This window comes from Streptomyces yangpuensis, assembly GCF_001005295.1.
Classification (GTDB): Bacteria; Actinomycetota; Actinomycetes; order Streptomycetales; family Streptomycetaceae; genus Streptomyces; species Streptomyces yangpuensis.
In genome coordinates this window covers 1188554-1205518 of record NZ_LBMK01000002.1, presented here as the reverse complement: position 1 = coordinate 1205518, position 16965 = coordinate 1188554, and the positions used below count along the sequence as shown (strand labels likewise).

Annotated in this window: 21 protein-coding genes; 12 read left to right on the top strand and 9 right to left on the bottom strand. The window is 72.2% G+C overall.

The features are described from left to right. Positions 1 to 61 precede the first annotated feature (61 nt). From AAT21_RS10765 to AAT21_RS10735, 8 genes are all read left to right on the top strand, one after another. The gene (locus AAT21_RS10765; protein ID WP_030961978.1) at positions 62 to 847 is read left to right on the top strand and encodes an amino acid ABC transporter ATP-binding protein; all 786 of its coding nucleotides are present in this window, start codon (positions 62 to 64) and stop codon (positions 845 to 847) included. Positions 848 to 965: 118 nt separating this feature from the next. Next, positions 966 to 1817, top strand: a complete 852-nt coding sequence (locus AAT21_RS10760; RefSeq protein ID WP_046776425.1) for a glutamate ABC transporter substrate-binding protein — start codon at positions 966 to 968, stop codon at positions 1815 to 1817. 83 nt (positions 1818 to 1900) lie between these two features. Beyond that, positions 1901 to 2575 carry an amino acid ABC transporter permease gene (locus AAT21_RS10755; protein ID WP_046776424.1) on the top strand — a complete coding sequence of 225 codons (675 nt, stop codon included), beginning with the start codon at positions 1901 to 1903 and terminating at the stop codon, positions 2573 to 2575. Continuing rightward, positions 2572 to 3468 (top strand): amino acid ABC transporter permease, encoded by an 897-nt coding sequence (locus AAT21_RS10750; protein ID WP_046776423.1) that lies wholly within the window; start codon positions 2572 to 2574, stop codon positions 3466 to 3468. Before AAT21_RS10755 ends, AAT21_RS10750 begins: the two co-directional genes overlap by 4 nt. Positions 3469 to 3650: 182 nt before the next feature. Then, positions 3651 to 5261: an FAD-dependent monooxygenase gene (locus AAT21_RS10745; RefSeq protein WP_046776422.1), complete on the top strand. Its 1611-nt coding sequence runs from the start codon at positions 3651 to 3653 to the stop codon at positions 5259 to 5261. Between the two features lie 32 nt (positions 5262 to 5293). Then, positions 5294 to 5380: a putative leader peptide gene (locus tag AAT21_RS39980; protein ID WP_311318651.1), complete on the top strand. Its 87-nt coding sequence runs from the start codon at positions 5294 to 5296 to the stop codon at positions 5378 to 5380. A gap of 78 nt (positions 5381 to 5458) precedes the next feature. Next, complete coding sequence (locus tag AAT21_RS10740; RefSeq protein ID WP_046776421.1) at positions 5459 to 6010, top strand: cupin domain-containing protein; 552 nt, start codon at positions 5459 to 5461, stop codon at positions 6008 to 6010. Continuing rightward, on the top strand, positions 6007 to 6471 hold the full coding sequence (locus tag AAT21_RS10735; protein ID WP_046776420.1) for a rhodanese-like domain-containing protein: 465 nt from the start codon (positions 6007 to 6009) through the stop codon (positions 6469 to 6471). The genes AAT21_RS10740 and AAT21_RS10735 overlap by 4 nt, the downstream gene beginning before the upstream one ends. A 42-nt stretch (positions 6472 to 6513) precedes the next feature. Here AAT21_RS10735 and AAT21_RS37410 read toward each other — a convergent pair whose 3' ends face one another. The 3 genes from AAT21_RS37410 to recA form a co-directional block, all read right to left on the bottom strand. Continuing rightward, positions 6514 to 6684, bottom strand: a complete 171-nt coding sequence (locus AAT21_RS37410) for a hypothetical protein (protein WP_157879660.1) — start codon at positions 6682 to 6684, stop codon at positions 6514 to 6516. A 91-nt stretch (positions 6685 to 6775) separates the two neighbouring features. Further along, the gene (recX, locus tag AAT21_RS10730) at positions 6776 to 7342 is read right to left on the bottom strand and encodes a recombination regulator RecX (RefSeq protein WP_046776419.1); all 567 of its coding nucleotides are present in this window, start codon (positions 7340 to 7342) and stop codon (positions 6776 to 6778) included. Between the two features lie 3 nt (positions 7343 to 7345). Beyond that, entirely contained in the window at positions 7346 to 8461 is a 1116-nt protein-coding gene (gene recA / locus AAT21_RS10725; RefSeq protein ID WP_046776418.1) for a recombinase RecA, read from the bottom strand. A 236-nt stretch (positions 8462 to 8697) separates the two neighbouring features. On the opposite strand from recA, the gene AAT21_RS10720 reads away from it, so the two are divergent. After that, the gene (locus tag AAT21_RS10720) at positions 8698 to 9759 is read left to right on the top strand and encodes a PP2C family protein-serine/threonine phosphatase (RefSeq protein WP_235438734.1); all 1062 of its coding nucleotides are present in this window, start codon (positions 8698 to 8700) and stop codon (positions 9757 to 9759) included. A 31-nt stretch (positions 9760 to 9790) separates the two neighbouring features. After that, entirely contained in the window at positions 9791 to 10834 is a 1044-nt protein-coding gene (locus tag AAT21_RS10715) for a S66 family peptidase (protein WP_046776416.1), read from the top strand. On the opposite strand, the gene AAT21_RS10710 is transcribed toward AAT21_RS10715, so the two are convergent. Continuing rightward, positions 10824 to 11474: a class I SAM-dependent methyltransferase gene (locus AAT21_RS10710; RefSeq protein WP_046776415.1), complete on the bottom strand. Its 651-nt coding sequence runs from the start codon at positions 11472 to 11474 to the stop codon at positions 10824 to 10826. The two genes, AAT21_RS10715 and AAT21_RS10710, sit on opposite strands and share 11 nt — an antisense overlap. Positions 11475 to 11593: 119 nt before the next feature. Here AAT21_RS10710 and AAT21_RS10705 point away from each other — a divergent pair, with 119 nt between their 5' ends. Continuing rightward, on the top strand, positions 11594 to 12349 hold the full coding sequence (locus AAT21_RS10705) for a Clp protease N-terminal domain-containing protein (RefSeq protein WP_046776414.1): 756 nt from the start codon (positions 11594 to 11596) through the stop codon (positions 12347 to 12349). Here the strand turns inward: AAT21_RS10705 and AAT21_RS10700 are convergent. Both AAT21_RS10700 and AAT21_RS10695 read right to left on the bottom strand, forming a co-directional pair. Continuing rightward, positions 12303 to 13391, bottom strand: coding sequence for an AI-2E family transporter (locus AAT21_RS10700; RefSeq protein ID WP_107081290.1), 1089 nt, complete (start codon positions 13389 to 13391; stop codon positions 12303 to 12305). The two genes, AAT21_RS10705 and AAT21_RS10700, sit on opposite strands and share 47 nt — an antisense overlap. A 306-nt stretch (positions 13392 to 13697) precedes the next feature. Continuing rightward, the gene (locus tag AAT21_RS10695; protein ID WP_046776413.1) at positions 13698 to 13892 is read right to left on the bottom strand and encodes a DUF3046 domain-containing protein; all 195 of its coding nucleotides are present in this window, start codon (positions 13890 to 13892) and stop codon (positions 13698 to 13700) included. An 82-nt stretch (positions 13893 to 13974) separates the two neighbouring features. Here AAT21_RS10695 and AAT21_RS10690 point away from each other — a divergent pair, with 82 nt between their 5' ends. Then, positions 13975 to 14985 (top strand): hypothetical protein, encoded by a 1011-nt coding sequence (locus AAT21_RS10690; protein WP_079025546.1) that lies wholly within the window; start codon positions 13975 to 13977, stop codon positions 14983 to 14985. Here the strand turns inward: AAT21_RS10690 and AAT21_RS10685 are convergent. The 3 genes from AAT21_RS10685 to AAT21_RS10675 all read right to left on the bottom strand — a co-directional run bounded on the left by AAT21_RS10685 (position 14954) and on the right by AAT21_RS10675 (position 16922). Further along, positions 14954 to 15262 (bottom strand): AzlD domain-containing protein, encoded by a 309-nt coding sequence (locus AAT21_RS10685; RefSeq protein WP_030664986.1) that lies wholly within the window; start codon positions 15260 to 15262, stop codon positions 14954 to 14956. The genes AAT21_RS10690 and AAT21_RS10685 overlap by 32 nt on opposite strands. Further along, complete coding sequence (locus tag AAT21_RS10680; protein ID WP_079025687.1) at positions 15259 to 15966, bottom strand: AzlC family ABC transporter permease; 708 nt, start codon at positions 15964 to 15966, stop codon at positions 15259 to 15261. Before AAT21_RS10680 ends, AAT21_RS10685 begins: the two co-directional genes overlap by 4 nt. Before the next feature lie 92 nt (positions 15967 to 16058). Continuing rightward, positions 16059 to 16922 (bottom strand): AraC family transcriptional regulator, encoded by an 864-nt coding sequence (locus AAT21_RS10675; protein WP_046776411.1) that lies wholly within the window; start codon positions 16920 to 16922, stop codon positions 16059 to 16061. Between the last annotated feature and the right edge of the window lie 43 nt (positions 16923 to 16965).

The following is a 16965-nucleotide window of genomic DNA, read 5'->3' as shown; positions in this document are numbered from 1 at the left end:
GACGTTGTGCGCGGGACGTCACTACTGTCCTCCCAACCGAGGAGGACGGAGCTAGAAGCCGATGAGCGGAGTATCAGTGACCAAGGACGTTCAGGACGCGGCCGGTACCGCGGACGACCTGGTCGTGCTGAGCAACGTCAACAAGCACTTCGGCGCGCTGCACGTGCTTCAGGACATCGATCTGAGCATTGCCCGCGGCGAGGTGGTCGTGGTGATCGGTCCTTCGGGATCGGGCAAGTCCACGCTGTGCCGGACCATCAACCGCCTGGAGACCATCGACTCGGGCACCATCACGCTCGACGGCAAGGAGCTGCCCTCCGAGGGCAAGGAGCTCGCCCGTCTGCGTGCCGATGTCGGCATGGTGTTCCAGTCGTTCAATCTCTTCGCGCACAAGACGGTGCTGGAGAACGTCATGCTGGGCCAGCTGAAGGTCCGCGGGACGGACCAGGCAACGGCCCGCGCGAAGGCGGTGTCCCTGCTGGAGCGGGTCGGCGTCGGCACGCAGGCCGACAAGTACCCGGCGCAGCTCTCCGGCGGTCAGCAGCAGCGCGTGGCGATCGCCCGGGCGCTGGCGATGGAGCCGAAGGTGATGCTCTTCGACGAGCCCACCTCGGCGCTGGACCCGGAGATGATCAACGAGGTGCTGGAGGTCATGCAGCAGCTCGCCCGTGAGGGGATGACCATGGTGGTCGTCACGCACGAGATGGGCTTCGCCCGCTCCGCGGCGAACCGGGTCGTCTTCATGGCCGACGGAAAGATCGTCGAAGAGGCCACCCCCGAGCAGTTCTTCAGCAACCCGCGCAGTGATCGGGCGAAGGACTTCCTGTCGAAGATCCTGCACCACTGAGGTTTACGTCTGGTAGTCATCCGTATGCGGATCACTGCCGGAACGGTTCCTGTCGGCCGTGCGTGCGCCGTAAGCGTCGCTCGTCGTTCAACAACGTCTCATCCGAGGGAAGTTCACCATGAAGATCTCCAAGGCCGCTGCGGCCGCGGCAGTCGCCGTCGCCCTGTCCCTGACCGTGACCGCCTGTGGCGGCAGCAAGCAGGACGCCGCCACTGACGGCGGTGCGTCCGGTGGCGCCAAGGACAAGCTCGTCGTCGGCATCAAGTACGACCAGCCCGGCATGGGCCTGAAGACCCCGGACGGCAAGTTCACGGGCTTCGACGTCGACGTGGCGACCTACGTCGCCAAGGAGCTCGGCTACCAGCCCGACCAGATCGAGTTCAAGCAGGCCGTCAGCGCCGAGCGCGAGAACCTGATCGCCAACGGTGACGTCAAGTTCGTCGTCGCGACCTACTCGATCAACGACAAGCGCAAGGAGAAGGTCGACTTCGCCGGCCCGTACTTCCTCGCGCACCAGGACCTGCTGGTCCGCGCCGACGACACCTCGATCACCAAGGCCGAGGACCTCAACAAGAAGAAGCTCTGCTCGGTCACCGGCTCGACGTCCGCGCAGAACGTCAAGACCAAGCTGGCCCCCGAGGCCGACCTGCTGGAGCAGGGCGGCTACTCCGAGTGCCTCACCGGCCTGGAGAACAAGAAGGTCGACGCCCTCACCACGGACAACTCGATCCTCGCGGGCTACGCGGCCCAGGAGAAGAACAAGGGCAAGTTCAAGCTGGTCGGCCTGAACCTGAGCAACGAGAACTACGGCATCGGTCTGAAGAAGGGCGACAAGGAGCTCCAGACCAAGATCAACGCCGCGCTCAAGAAGATGGTCGAGGACGGCAGCTGGCAGAAGGCCGTGGACGCGAACCTCGGCCCGGCCAACTTCAAGAGCGAGCCTGCCCCGCAGATCACCGAAGGCAGCTGATTCATCGGTGAGGGGCGTCGCCGCCCGCCTGCCGCGGGCGGCGGCGCACCTCACCGGCCATCCTGGGGAGAGCGCAGGGCATCGTGTTCGATTTTCTTGATTCCGGGCAGTACAACGTGCTCGGAGCCTTCTGGGTGACGGTTCAGCTCACCCTCTACTCGGCGGTCGGATCCCTGATCTGGGGCACCGTCCTGGCGGGGATGCGGGTCAGCCCCGTCCCGCTGCTGCGGGGCTTCGGTACCGCGTACGTCAACCTCGTGCGCAACACCCCGCTCACCTTGGTGGTCATCGCCTGCTCGCTGGGTCTCAGTCAGACCCTGGGCATCGATCTGGGCGGCACCACCTTCAAGGAGACGGGCTTCCGGCTCGCTGTCCTCGGGCTGATCGCCTACACCGGCACCTTCGTCTGCGAGGCCCTGCGCTCCGGCATCAACACCGTGCCCGTCGGCCAGGCCGAAGCGGCCCGTGCCCTGGGGCTGAGCTTCTTCCAGGTACTCACCCTGATCGTGCTCCCCCAGGCATTCCGGGCCGTCGTCGCACCGCTCGCCAACGTACTGATCGCACTCACCAAGAACACCACGGTGGCGGCGACCATCGGCGTGGCCGAGGCGGCACTGCTGATGAAGGAGATGCTGGAGAACGAGGCCCAGGCGGTCTTCGCCGTCTTCGCGGTCTTCGCCCTCGGTTTTGTCCTTCTGACCCTGCCCACCGGCCTGCTGCTGGGCTGGGTGTCCAAGCGAGTGGCGGTGAAGCGATGAGCTCCGTGCTGTACGACACCCCCGGCCCCCGGGCCAAGGTGCGCAACTGGATCTACAGCGGGATCTTCGTCGTCCTGTTCGGTCTCGTCCTGTGGTGGGCGCTGTCCCTCATGGGCGAGAAGGGTCAGCTCGACGCCGACAAGTGGACCCCCTTCGTCACCGACAGCCGGATCTGGACGACGTACCTGATCCCCGGCCTGATGGAGACCCTCAAGGCCGGCGCGCTCTCCATGGTGATCGCCCTCCCGCTCGGTGCCCTGCTGGGCATCGGCCGTCTCTCCGACCACACCGGGGTGCGGGCCGCGGTCGGCGCGTGGGTGGAGTTCTTCCGCGCCATCCCGGTGCTGATGCTGATGCTGTTCAGCAGCGCGCTGTACGCACCCCAGCTCATGGACGTCCCCTCCGAAACCCGCCCGTTCTGGGCCGTGGTCACGGGCCTGGTCCTGTACAACTCGGCCGTCATCGCCGAGATCGTCCGGGCGGGCGTGCTCTCCCTCCCGAAGGGGCAGGCGGAGGCCGCGAAGGCGATCGGCCTGCGCAAGGGCCAGACCATGACCCACGTGCTGCTGCCGCAGGCCGTCACGGCCATGCTGCCGGCACTGGTCAGCCAGCTCGTCGTGATCCTCAAGGACACCGCGCTCGGCGGCGCCCTGCTCGGCTTCGCGGAACTGCTCTCCATGAACCGGCAGATCGCGGCGAACTACAGCAACACCATCGCGACCATGTTCGTGATCGCCCTGATCTACATCGCGGTGAACTTCGCCCTGACCACCCTGGCCTCCTGGCTGGAGAAGCGTCTGCGGCAGTCGAAGAAGAGCACCGGCGCCGTCGTCGAGGGCGACGTGGCCGAGGTCGACGCGGGCGGCGCGGCCGGCGTGGGCAAGGCCCCCTGACCCGACGGGCCGACGCCCCCGGGGCCTGACATACGGTCAGCCATAGTGCGTATCCAGCGTGGTGCGGCGGAACTCATCCGCCGCACCACGCTGCGTTGCGCCCTCGGGTGTCACTTGACGCAGACACCTCCAATGGGTTGCATACGTTCTGTGATCACATACCGGACATCGGGAGCCGCGCCATGGACCCGGTGATCGTCGTCGGCGCGGGGCCCGTCGGGCTGTCCCTGGCCCTCGCCCTCGCGGGTGCGGGCGTCCCCTCCGTCGTGCTCGACGAGCGGCCCGGCAAGGACGAGGTCCGGCCCGCCCGTACGGTCGTCCTGCACGCGGACACCGCGGCCATGGCGCACCGGCTGGGCTGTACGACGCTGCGCGACGAGGGGGCGTACTTCGCCGCCTGGCGCACGATGCGGCGCGGCCGTGACGGGCACCGGCTCACCTTCGAGGACCACCCGGCCCCCCTGCACGTCCCGCAGCACGCCCTGGCGCGCGAACTGCGCGACGCCGCCGCGGCGCACCCGCTCGTCCAGCTGATCCACGACAGCCGGCTGGACTTGCTGGAACAGGACGACCGCGGCGTCACCGCGCACACCCGGGGCGCCGAGACCACCTGGTGGCGCGGGAGTTACCTGGTCGGCTGCGACGGGGCCCGCTCCACCGTGCGCAAGCTGCTCGGCATCCGCTTCCCGGGCCGTACCGCCGTCGAGCGGCACGCCGTGGCGGCGCTGCGCACCGAACTGCCGTGGCCCGGCGAGGCCCTGCTGCAGCGCGGCGGGGCGCAGGAAGTCACCTCGCGGCCGCTGCCCGACGGGGTCTGGCGGCTGGACTGGCTGCTCCCGGCCCGCGGCGAGCTGGTGACCCCCGACGCGCTGGTCACCCTGATCCGCGACACCCTCGCCCAGTGGTGCGGCGGTACCACTCCCCCGTACGACCTGCTCGACACCGGCGTGCACACCCTGCACCACCGGCTGGCCCGGCGCTGGCGCGACGGGCGGGCCTTCCTCGCCGGCGATGCCGCGCACCTGCTGGGCGCGCTCGGCACCCAGGGCGTCGAGGAGGGCCTCCGGGACGCCGAGAACCTGGCGTGGAAGCTCTCCCTGGCCTGGCACCAGGGTGCCTCCGAAGCCCTGCTCGACAGCTACGAGGGCGAGCGGCGCACCGCGGTGGCCTCCCGGCTGCGCGCGGCCGACCAGGCCATGCCGGCCCTGCGGTCCGGGGGCGGCCTGCGCACCTACCTCCCGGGGGCCTCGCGTTCCGCCGAGTCCCTCCTGACCGACGGCCACCTGGGGCGCGGGCCGCTGGGCGCGGAGCCGGCGTACGCCCCGCCGGTCGCCGTACGCGAGGTGCCGACCGACACGGAACCGGGCGGTCCGGTGGCGAACGTCCCGGTGACCGCGCCCGACGGGGCGACCGTGCCGTTGCGCGACCTGCTGGGTCAGGGCCGGCTGCTGGCGGTCCTGGTGGCCCCGGGCACCGGGGTCTGGGACCGGCGCCACTGGCTGAGCGCAGGGCTGATGCCCCGCCTGGCCGCGGCCGTCAGCGCCCTGCCCGTCCGCACCGACCTGCTGGTCGCGGACAGCTACCCGGGTGCGCCGGCGCACACCGTGCTGCTGGTGCGGCCGGACGGACACCTGGCGGCGACGTTCGCGGGGGTCCGCCCGGCGGAGCTGTACGAGGCGGCGGACGCGATCCGGGCCGGCGCTCCCGCGTCCCGGGTGCCCACGCCTTCGCCCTCGCCCTCGCCCTCGCCCTCGCCGACGACGGCGTCGGCGCCGACCGTGGTGATCGATTGACCGTGTGCTGACCCGCGTGGTTCACTCGCGAAATGACCGGCAACGACGTACGCCTGTGGCGGAGGGTCCATATGGACCTGCTCCGCTACGCGGGCTGCGTGTGTCGCCCTTCCTGCTGATTCGCCCTTCCCTCCGCGCGCCCCGTGCCGTCCGCCGGCCTGCGCGCATTTCCGCGAACCCAGGAACGGTCACCTTCCATGTCTGCACCCGCACCCGCACCCGCACCTTCGTATACCCCTGAGTCTGTACGGGCCGGGGGCCCCTCGGCCACCGAACTCCTCGACTTCGCCCTCCGAACCGCCGCCGACCCCGACATCGTGGCGTCGCTGCCGCTCGATCCCGAGGGCCGCACCTGGATCCGCCTCGACGGGCCCGGCGGCAGCGAGGCCTGGCTGATCGGCTGGCCGCCGGGCACCGGCACCGGCTGGCACGACCACGCCGAATCGCTCGGCGCGTTCGCGACCGCCCGCGGCCGGCTCACCGAACGCTCGCTGGCCGTGCGCCTGCCCTCGGAGGGCTGGCGGTCGCTGGAGCTGGCCCCCGGGGTCGACCGCAGCCGCACGCTGGCGGCGGGCGGCGGACGGGCCTTCGGGCGTCACCATGTGCATGAGGTCCTCAACGAGTCCCCGGACGAGCACGCGGTCTCGGTGCACGCCTACTACCCGCCGCTCCCGCTGATCCGCCGGTACAGCCGCAGCGGGCCGGTGCTGCACCTGGAGCAGGTCGAGCGTCCGGCGGACTGGCAGTGAGCGCCCAGGCCGGCCCGGGCGTTCCGGGCACCCCGCTCACCCCGGTCACCCCGGTCGGCATCGACGAGCTGCTGGAGCGTGTCCGGGCGGGGTACACCCGCGTGGACGCTCAGGAGGCGTACGCGGCCCGGTCGGCCGGGGGGCTCCTGGTGGACATCCGCTACCAGGCCCTGCGGGAGCGGGACGGCCTGATCCCGGGAGCGCTGGTGGTCGAGCGCAACGAGCTGGAGTGGCGGCTGGATCCGACGGGCAGTCACCGCGCCGCCGAGGCCACCGGCCACGACCTGCGGGTGGTGGTGATCTGCAACGAGGGCTACGCGTCCAGCCTCGCGGCGGCCTCGCTGCACGCCCTGGGCCTGCACCGCGCGACCGACCTGACCGGTGGCTTCCAGGCCTGGAAGTCGGCGGGCCTCCCCGTCGTCGCGGGTACCGAACCCCCGACGGCGGCGCCGCGCCCGTGAGCGCGCCGGGCCGCACCGCCGCCGCGGTGCGGCCCCGGGGTCTCACCCCTTCGCCGTGGCGACCTCCGCCGGAGCCACTCGCAGCGCCACCCGGCCGGGGAGGAGGGTGCCGCAGGCGGTGATGAGGGCGGTCGCGCACAGCAGTGCGACGAAGGCTCCGAGAAAGCCGGCGTTGCGGTGCCTGACGGTCTGAAGGGCGTAGCGCAGCATCATGGGCGCCCACTGGGCTGCGCGGGGCTCCTGCGGGCACTGGAGTCGCCCGGCGTCCCGGCCCGGGGGCTGCCCCCGCCCCGGGCCCTCGGGCTCACTCCCCCGCGTACCCGAGGTCGTCGGCGTCCTCGCCCTCCGCCTCCAGGGCCCGGCGGACCACGCGCAGGGCCATGCCCTCCGGGTACCCCTTACGGGCGAGCATCCCGGCCAGGCGCCGGATCCGCTTGTCCCGCTCCAGGCCCCGGGTGGAGCGGAGCTTGCGCTCCACGAGCTCGCGGGCGGTCTGCTCCTCCTGGTCGGAGTCCAGCTGTCCCAGGGCCTCCTCCACGAGGGTGGCGTGCACACCCTTGGTCCGGAGCTCCTGGGCGAGTGCCCGGCGGGCCAGGCCCCGGCCGCGGTGGCGGGACTCGACCCAGGCTCCGGCGAACGCGGCGTCGTCGATCAGGCCCACCTCCTCGTAACGGGAGAGGACCTCCTGCGACACCTCGTCGGGGATGCCCCGCTTGTGCAGGGCGTCCGCGAGCTGACGCCGGGTGCGCGGGCTCCCCGTGAGCAGGCGCAGGCAGATCGCCCGCGCCTGCTCCTCGGGGCTCTGGGGCGGCAGCTCCTGGCGGCCCTCACGGCCTCCTCGGCTCCCGCCGCCCCCTTCCTGCTCGCGCATGGATCAGCTCTTGGTCACGGCGGCCTTGGCCGTCGTCTTGGCCTTCGACGCGGGGGCGGGAACCGCCGCGGCGTCGGCAGGGGCCGCGCCGGCAGCGGCACCGGCCGCGGCGTCGCCGTCCTTGCGGGCGCCCACGCCCAGCTTCTCCTTGATCTTCCGCTCGATCTCGTTCGCGAGATCCGGGTTGTCCTTCAGGAAGTTGCGGGCGTTCTCCTTGCCCTGGCCGAGCTGGTCGCCCTCGTACGTGTACCAGGCACCGGCCTTGCGGATGAAGCCGTGCTCCACGCCCATGTCGATCAGGCCGCCCTCGCGGCTGATGCCCTGGCCGTAGAGGATGTCGAACTCGGCCTGCTTGAACGGCGGCGCGACCTTGTTCTTCACGACCTTGCAGCGGGTGCGGTTACCGACCGCCTCCGTGCCGTCCTTCAGGGTCTCGATGCGGCGGATGTCGATGCGCACCGAGGCGTAGAACTTCAGCGCGCGGCCACCGGTCGTGGTCTCCGGCGAGCCGAACATCACGCCGATCTTCTCGCGGAGCTGGTTGATGAAGATCGCGGTGGTCTTGGACTGGTTCAGCGCACCGGTGATCTTCCGGAGCGCCTGGCTCATCAGGCGGGCCTGCAGACCCACGTGCGAGTCGCCCATCTCACCCTCGATCTCGGCGCGCGGCACGAGGGCCGCCACGGAGTCGATGACGATCAGGTCGAGGGCACCGGAGCGGACGAGCATGTCCACGATCTCCAGTGCCTGCTCACCGGTGTCCGGCTGCGACAGGATGAGGTTGTCGGTGTCGACGCCGAGGGCCTTCGCGTACTCGGGGTCGAGCGCGTGCTCGGCGTCCACGAAGGCGACGGTGCCGCCGGCCTTCTGCGCGTTGGCCACGGCGTGCAGGGTCAGGGTCGTCTTACCGGAGGATTCCGGCCCGTAGATCTCGACGACGCGGCCGCGCGGCAGACCGCCGACGCCCAGGGCGATGTCCAGCGCGGTCGACCCGGTGGAGATGACGTCGATGGGGTCGTTCGGCTTGTCGCCGAGGCGCATGACCGCGCCCTTGCCGAATTGCCGTTCAATCTGTGCGAGAGCGGCGTCGAGAGCCTTCTCGCGGTCGGTGCCTGCCATGGGTTCCACCCGGTTTGCTTGAGTCGATCGCTTCACGCCATTGACGCTAATGCCTGCCACTGACAATGCGCCTCCACGACCGGTTCGGCTGTGGATAACTCATCAGAATGGATGTTCGATTTCCCTGTCAAGCTCGCCACGCCAGAGCGCTATGCCCAGGTTGCGTAGATATCCTATGAAGTGTGATCGAGTCTGGACGGCCACGACTTCGTAGGCGCCCCGGCCCGGGAAGACTTGTGCGGCTGTCGCCGGTCATCCTGACCGTCGTCATCGCCAGCCTGGCATACAACACTCCGCCGGAGATGGCCTTCAGCCGCCTCCTGCCCGCGGCTCCGGCCCTCGCCGCCGCCATGTGGCCGGTGCTCCCCACCGTCCTGCTCGGGACCGTCTGTCTCATCCTGATGATCGGCCTGAGCTTCGTCTTCCCCGACCTGGGGACGTGGTGGACCGCCGCGGGCATCATCGCGGTCACCGTGGCCGCCGCGTACGGGAGCCACGTCCGGCTCCAGCGGGAGCGCACGCTCTTCCAGGTACGGCTCGTCGCCGACGCGGCGCAGCAGGTGGTCCTGAGCCCGATGCCGCGCCGCCTCGGCCGGCTCGAGATCGAATCGCTCTACCTCGCGGCCGCGGCGGAGGCCAGCATCGGCGGGGACTTCTACGAGGTGGCCGACACCCCGCACGGGGTCAGGCTCCTCATCGGTGACGTGCGCGGCAAGGGGCTGCCCGCCGTGGGGGCCGCCGCCGCGATCGTCAACGCCTTCCGGGAGGCCGCCTACGGCGAGACCGACATGGTCGAGGTCGCGCGCCGGCTCGACGCCAGCAGCATGCGCTACAACGCCGCCTTCCCCCCGGAGGGGCCGATGGAGCGCTTCGCCACGGCTCTGCTCGTGGAGATCCCGCACGAGGGGAAACGCATCGACATCCTCAACTGCGGACATCCCCCGCCCCTGCTCCTGACCCACGACGGTCTCCGCACCCTGGAGTCGGCCACCCCGTCGCCGCTGCTCAGTCTCGCGGACCTGATCGGCGACCAGTACAGCATCGACAGCTTCGACTTCGCCCCCGACGACCTGCTGCTCCTCTACACCGACGGGATCGCCGAGGCCCGCGCCCGCGACGGCGAGTTCTTCCCACTGGCGGCCTGGATGGACCGGCAGCCCCGGACACCGCCCCAGGAGCTGCTCACGACCCTCCACCGCGACCTCCTCCACTACAGCAGGGGACGCCTCGACGACGACATCGCGGCCCTCGCCGTACGCCTGCGCGCACCCGCGCCGCAGGGCACGGAATCCCGGTGACCGGCCGGGGCCGGGAACCTACGATCTCCTCATGATCGAATTCCTGTATCCGCCCAAGCCCCGCCCCGGGGACCGGATCGCGGTCCTGTCCCCCTCGTCCGGGCTGCCCGGCCTCTTCCCGCTCCCCCACGAGCTGGGGCTGCGCAGGCTCCGTGACGACTTCGGGCTGGAGCCGGTGGAGTACCCGACGACGCGGAAGATGGGCGCGACGCCCGAGGAGCGGGCCGCCGACATCCACGCCGCCTTCGCCGACCCCGGCATCAAGGCGGTGATCGCCAGCATCGGCGGCGACGACCAGATCACCGTCCTCCCCCACCTCGACGGCGACCTCCTGCGCGCGCACCCCAAGCCGTTCTTCGGCTACAGCGACAACACCAACCTGCTGCTGTTCCTGCGGAACCTGGGCATCGTCGGCTACCACGGCGCCTCGGTGATGGTGGAGCTCGGCCGGCCCGGCGCGATGCACCCGGCCACCGCCGCCTCCCTCCGGGCGGCGCTGTTCACCTCGGGCCCGTACGAGCTCAGCCGCTCCGGCGAGTACGGGGACGTCGACCGCCCCTGGGACGACCCGCGCACCTTCGACTCCGAGCCGCCGATGGAACGCTCCTACGGCTGGACGTGGCACAACGACGACCGGGTGGTGGAAGGGGCCGGCTGGGGCGGCAACCTGGAGATCCTCGCCTGGATGATGGCGGCCGACCGCGCGGTGCTGCCCGCCGGCGCGTACGCCGGCGACGTGCTCTTCCTGGAGACCTCCGAGGAGATGCCGCGCGCCGAGGAGGTCTACCGGATGCTGCGGAACATGGGCGAGCGCGGCCTGCTGCGGCAGTTCCCCGCGCTGCTGATGGCCAGGGCGAAGAGCTGGTCGTTCGAGAACCGCTTCGACGCCGGGCGGAAGGAGCGCTACCGCGAGGAGCAGCGTGAGGCCGTGCTGCGCGCGCTGCGGCAGTACGCCCCCGGGACTATGGCGGTCTTCGACGTGGACCTCGGCCACACCGACCCGCAGCTCGTGATCCCGGTGGGCGGGCGGATCCGGGTGGACGGACCGGCCCGGCGGATCACGGTCACCTACTGAGCCGCGTGCCGCCGGGCCCGGGCGAGAGCGCGACGCCGAGCGAGTCGGCGGCGAAGGGTTTCGGCGCGCCCTCCTGGTAGAAGACGTCGAGTTCCGTGACCGTGAAGCCGGCGGCGGTCAGCAGGCCGACGACCGGCCGGGTGAGGTGGCACCCGCCGCTGAGGCGCTTGTGCAGCGGTTCGATCCGGTACTGCCAGCGGCGCACCCGCCGGTCCTGCTCCGGCGCCAGGCCGTGTTCGACGAAGTGCAGGGCGCCGCCGGGCTTCAGGACGCGCCGCACCTCGCGCAGGGCCACCAGGGGGTCCGGGATCGTGCACAGCGTCCACGTGGACAGGGCGGCGTCGAAGGTGCCGTCCTCGAAGGGCAGCGCCCGGCCGTCCGAGCCCGCCCGCCGCACCGGCACCCGGGAGGCCCGTACGCGGTCGGCGGCGAGCCCCCACCCCAGGTCGGAGGGTTCGATCGCGGCCACGCCGGTGACGCCCGGCGGGTAGAAGGGGACGTTGTGGCCGCTGCCGAAACCGACCTCGACGACCTCCCCGGCCAGGCCGGCGCAGACGCGCCGCCTGAGCGGCCGGGCCGTCCGCACCCCGCACGCGGCGTCGACGATCCGCGGCACGATCCGTTCGGCGTAGAACCCCATCGCAGCCTCCCTGTCCGTGCCTCCAGCTTGACACCGGCCCGGCGGCGCCGGGTAGCGGGCGCCATCGAGTGACAACCCGAGGTTGACGCCATCTCGACTGTCAACCTAGGGTTGCACCTATGACGAACCCTTCGGTGGAACCCGTTCGCATGACCAATCCGGTACGCCTCGACGACCTGATCGAGGCCATCAACAAGGTCCACACCGATCCCCTGGAGCAGCTCAGCGGCGCCGTCGTCGCCGCGGAGGCCCTCGGGGACGTCGCGGACCACCTCATCGGCCACTTCGTCGACCAGGCCCGCCGCTCCGGCGCCTCCTGGACCGACATCGGCCGCAGCATGGGCGTCACCCGCCAGGCGGCCCAGAAGCGCTTCGTGCCCAAGGCCGACAAGGAGGGCTCCGACGCCCTCGACCCCAACGCGGGCTTCGGCCGCTTCACCCCCCGCGCCCGCAACGTGGTCGTGACCGCGCAGAACGAGGCCCGCGCCGCCGGCAACACCGAGATCCGCACCGAGCACCTGGTCCTGGGCCTGGTGGCCGAGGCGGACGGTCTCGCGGGGCTCGTCCTGCGCGCCCAGGAGGTCTCGCCCGAGGACGTACGGGCCGCCGCGACCGCGGCACTCCCACCCGCCCAGGACGAGCTCCCCGCCCTCGTCCCCTTCGACGCCTCGGCGAAGAAGGCCCTGGAGCTGACCTTCCGTGAGGCCCTGCGCCTGGGCCACGACTTCGTCGGCACCGAGCACATCCTGCTCGCGCTCCTGGAGCTGGAGAACGGCGAGGGCGTCCTGAGCGGCCTCGGCCTGGACAAGGCCCGCGCCGAGGCGACCGTCAGCGAAGCCTTGGCAGCCGTACTCGGCGACGCGGACGGGAAGTAGAGGAGTCAGCGTCCCGCGTCAGCTCGTAGCGCTTGACGTAGGCGCCGAGGAAGGCCTGCAGCGTGGCGACGGCCGGGATCGCGATCAGCGCCCCGACCGCGCCCAGCAGGGCGGTGCCCGCGATGACCGATCCGAAGGCCACCGCGGGATGGATGTCGACGGTCTTCGAGGTCAGCTTCGGCTGGAGCACGTAGTTCTCGAACTGCTGGTAGACCACCACGAATCCGAGGACGTACAGCGCGTACCAGGGATCGACGCTGAAGGCGAGCAGGACCGGCAGCGCGCCCGCGAGATAGGTGCCGATCGTGGGGATGAACTGGGAGACCAGCCCCACCCACACGGCGAGCGCGGGCGCGTACGGCACCCCGAGCACCGCCAGCACGATGTAGGTCGCGACACCCGAGATCAGCGCCATCAGTCCGCGCGAGTAGAGGTAGCCGCCCGTCTTGGCGACGGCGATCTCCCAGGCGCGCAGCACCTCGGCCTGCTTCGCGGGCGGCAGTACGGAGCACAGCGCGCGCCGCAGCCGCGGTCCGTCGGCGGCGAAGTAGAAGGAGAACAGCCCGATCGTCAGCAGCTTGAAGAGACCGCCGAGCACGGTGGCGGACACGTCGAGCACGCCGGAGGCGCTGTTCTGCACGTACTTGCGCAGCCAGTCGGAGCGCAGCACGCTCTCCTGGATCTCCAGCCGGGACAGCTCGGTGCGGAAGGTGGAGTTGATGAAGTTGATCACCGAGTCGAGGTAGCCCGGGAAACCCTCCACCATGGCGACGATCTGCCCGGCCAGCAGCGAGCCGAGCAGCGCGAGGAACCCCACGCTCACGACGAAGACCGCGCCGAACATCAGGAAGGTGGCGAGCCCGCGGCGCATGCCGCCGGCCGCCATCCTGGCGACCGCGGGTTCGATCGCGAGCGCGAGGAAGAACGCGATCAGGATGTTGACGAGCAGCCCGATCAGCTGATGGAAGGCCCAGCTGCCGAGCTGGAAGCAGGCGACGAGGCCCAGTACGAGGACCACCGCGCGCGGCAGCCAGCGCGGCATGCGCTCCCCTCCCCAGGCCGGCGGCGGCCCGCCGGGGTCCGCGGGGCCCCGCGGCGAGGCGGGATCGGCGGGCAGGGCCGCCCCCGGGGTCTCAGCACCCGGGCTGTCGCCGGAACCGTCGGCCGGACCCGCGCCGGGATCCGCGCCGGGGGCGGCCGGTGCGCCGGGGGCGGCACCCGGGTCGGCCGCCCGGGGCGGCGGCAGCGCCCCCTGGACGGCTGCGGGCTGGTCGGTCGTCTCTTCGCTGGCTCCCACGCCGCCCAGTCTGTCCCACCGGCGGCCCGTGCCGCGAAAATGCGTCCGCCGTCAGCGCAGCGAGGCCGGCACGTCCATCGCCGAACACACCGCGCGCCAGACGTCCTTGGTCTCCCAGCCCGCCTCCAGCGCCTGGTGGACGGTCAGGCCGCCCAGCTCCGTCATCACGTGGTCCCGCGCGAAGGAGTCGGCATAGCCGGCCCCGAAGTGCTCGGCCATCCGCTCCCAGAAAATCGTCAACCGCATGCCCCCAGTATCCCGCCCCCGGGAGAGTGCACCGGCGCCGTTCGCCCCGCGCCCCCGCATCACCGCGCCCTACCTTGCACGCATGCCCGGAGACGAAGCTTCCCCACAGAGCCCGCCCGCCCCGCACCCCCCACACAGCCCGCACGCCCCCCACTTCCCGCAGCCCGACCTCGCCCGCGCCGAGCGGTTCGTCTGGCTCACGGCCCGTGTGCTGGAACAGCGGCGGTTCGCGTTCCACTTCCTCGGCGGGGACGCCGACCCGGTGGACACCGCCCTCGGTTCGTACCTCAACCCCGACGGCGGCTACGGTCACGCGCTCGACCCGGATCTGCGCGGCCCGCTGAGCCAGCCCCTGCACACCGCGCACGCCCTGCGCGTGCTGGACAGCCTGGGCCGCTGCGCCGGGCAGCGGATCGAGCGGCTCTGCCGGCACCTGACAGGCGTCTCCACCCCGGAGGGCGCGCTTCCGGTCGTCTTCCCGTCGCCGCGCGACTACCCCGCGGCCCCGTACCACCCGGTGCACGACCACCCGCCGGGCGAGCTCCTGACCACCGGCCCGGTCGTCGGCCTGCTGCACCGCAACCGCGTCTGGCACGCCTGGCTCTTCCGGGCCACGGACTTCTGCTGGGACCGGGTCGAGAACCTGCACCGGTCGCATCCGTACGAGCTCCAGAGCGCGGTGGCCTTCCTCGACGGCGTCCCCGACCGGGCCCGCGCGGCGACGGCCGCGGACCGGCTGGGACGGCTGGTGCGCGAGCAGCGGCTCGTGGTCCTCGATCCGCGGCGGCGGACGGATTTCCCGCCGGCGCCGGGCTACGCGCCGGGCGAGCAGCTGTTCCCGCACGACTTCGCGCGGCGGCCCGAGTCGCTGGCCCGCGGCTGGTTCACGGACGAGGAGATGCGCCGTTCGCTGGACTTCCTGGCCGCCGCGCAGCAGCAGGACGGCGGCTGGCCGGTCCGCCGCGAGGCCTGGGCGCCGGGCAGTTCCCTGGAGCGGCGGCCGATCGCCACGCTGGAGGCGCTGCTGACCCTGCGGGCGTACGGCCGCCTGCCGGCGCAGGTCAGCCGCCCAGGGCCCGTACCCCCGCGGTGACGACGACGGCAGCCGCGACCACGACCAGGAACGGCGCCCGCAGCAGCAGCGCGAGCCCGGCGGCGGCCAGCCCGGCGGCACGGGCGTCGACGACGAGCGCGGACCCGGTGCTGAAGGTCTGCTGGGCCGTGAGCGCGGCCAGCAGCGCGACCGGCAGCAGGGCGGCCAGCCGGCGCACCAGGGGCCGCTCCAGGGCCCCGGCCGGGACGAGCAGCCCCGCGTACTTCACGGCGTAGCAGCCGACGACGGTGAGCCCGATGGCGATCCAGACGTTCACGAGCGGCGTCCCTTCATCCACAGCACGACGGGGGCGGCCAGGGCCGCGATCAGCACGGGCACCCCGGCGGGCAGCACCGGCAGGAACCCCAGCCCGAGGACGAGCGCGAGCGCGGCGACCGCCCGTTCGGTGGCCGTCCTCAGCATCGGCGCGAGCAGGGCCAGGAACACGGCGGGTCCGGCGGCGTCCAGCCCCCAGGCCCTGGTGTCCCCGATGGCCTCGGCACCGAGCGCGCCGAGCAGGGTGGTGATGTTCCACAGCGCGTAGAGGGTGAGCCCGGTGACGGTGAAGCCGAGCCGGGCCGACTTCCGGTCGGGCTGGGCCAGCGCCACGGCGGTGGTCTCGTCGATCACCCAGTGCGCGGCGAGGGGCCGTACGGCGCGCGGCAGCCGGAGCAGCTGCGACAGGCGCAGCCCGTAGAAGGCGTTGCGGGTGCCGAGGAAGAAGGCCCCGGCGGCCGCGGTGAACGGGTTCCCGCCCGCGGCCAGCGCCCCGACCAGGGCGAACTGCGAGGCCCCGGTGAAGACGAGCAGGCTCAGCACACAGGCCTGCAGGGTGCTGATGCCGGCTCCGGCCGCGGTCACGCCGAAGGCGAACCCGGACAGGCCGACGGCGACGCCGACCCCGAGCGCGTCCCGTACCACCGCGGCCCGCGGCCGCCCGCCGGACGCCGCTGTCTCTCGTATCTCTGGCTCTGTGACCAGCTGCTTCTCTCCCACGCCCCGAAACTACGCGGGGCCCGTCGAGTGGGTCTTGTACGTTCTTGCGCCCCGGCGGCCCAGAGGTGTCCTGCCGATCAGGCCGGGCTCGACCGACGAGACACCTCCCGACCGGCCCGCTCGCGGCGGTAGGCGCCCGGCGGGACACCCACGATGCGGGTGAAGTGCCGGTTCAGGTGGGGCTGGTCGGTGAAGCCGACGGCGACCGCCGCCTCCGCTGGCGGGGTTCCCGCGTCGAGCAGCCGGCGCGCCCGCCGGACCCTGGCGTCGGTCAGCCAGGTGTGCGGCGGCATCCCGTAGCGGTCCCGGAAGGCCCGCAGCAGGGCGAAGGGGCTCGTGCCCAGCTCCGCCGCGAGCTGCTCCAGGGACGGCGGGTCGGCCAGGCGCTCCTCCAGCACGGCCCGGGCCGCCGCCGCTTCGGCGCCGCCGCTGCCGCGGACCGTACGGGCGGGCAGCGGCCCGGCGTAGCGGGTCAGCATCCGGGCGACCACGCCCCGCAGGAGGGTGTCGGCGGCCAGCGCGTTCCCGGCCTCGGCGGCCCGGTGCACCTCGGTGATCGTGCGCGAGGCCTGCGGGTCGGCCACGATGTCGGCGGTGAAGCCGGGAGTGCCGCGCAGCACGCCGATCTCGGCGGCGACCTCGGCGATCAGGCCGCTGGAGGGGTAGAGGGTGGCGTACGCCCAGCCCTCGGGCGCCCCGGCGCGCGCCGTGTGGGGCACCTCGGGGTTGATCAGGACCACGCTGCCCGGTCCTGCGCGCACGACATGGCCGGGCAGGCCGACCTCCTCGATGCCGCCGGTGACGGCCGCGATGACGTAGCCGTCGTGCGCGTGGCGCGGGAAGGTGTGGCGTACGTAGTGGGCGCGCAGCAGATCCAGCCCGGGCAGTTCCGGGTACTGCCAGTGCCGTGCCCACTCCCGGTGGCCGTCCTCCGTCCCCATCCCCCCATTCTGCGCCCCGCCGCCGACGCGCGTTTGCCCAGGT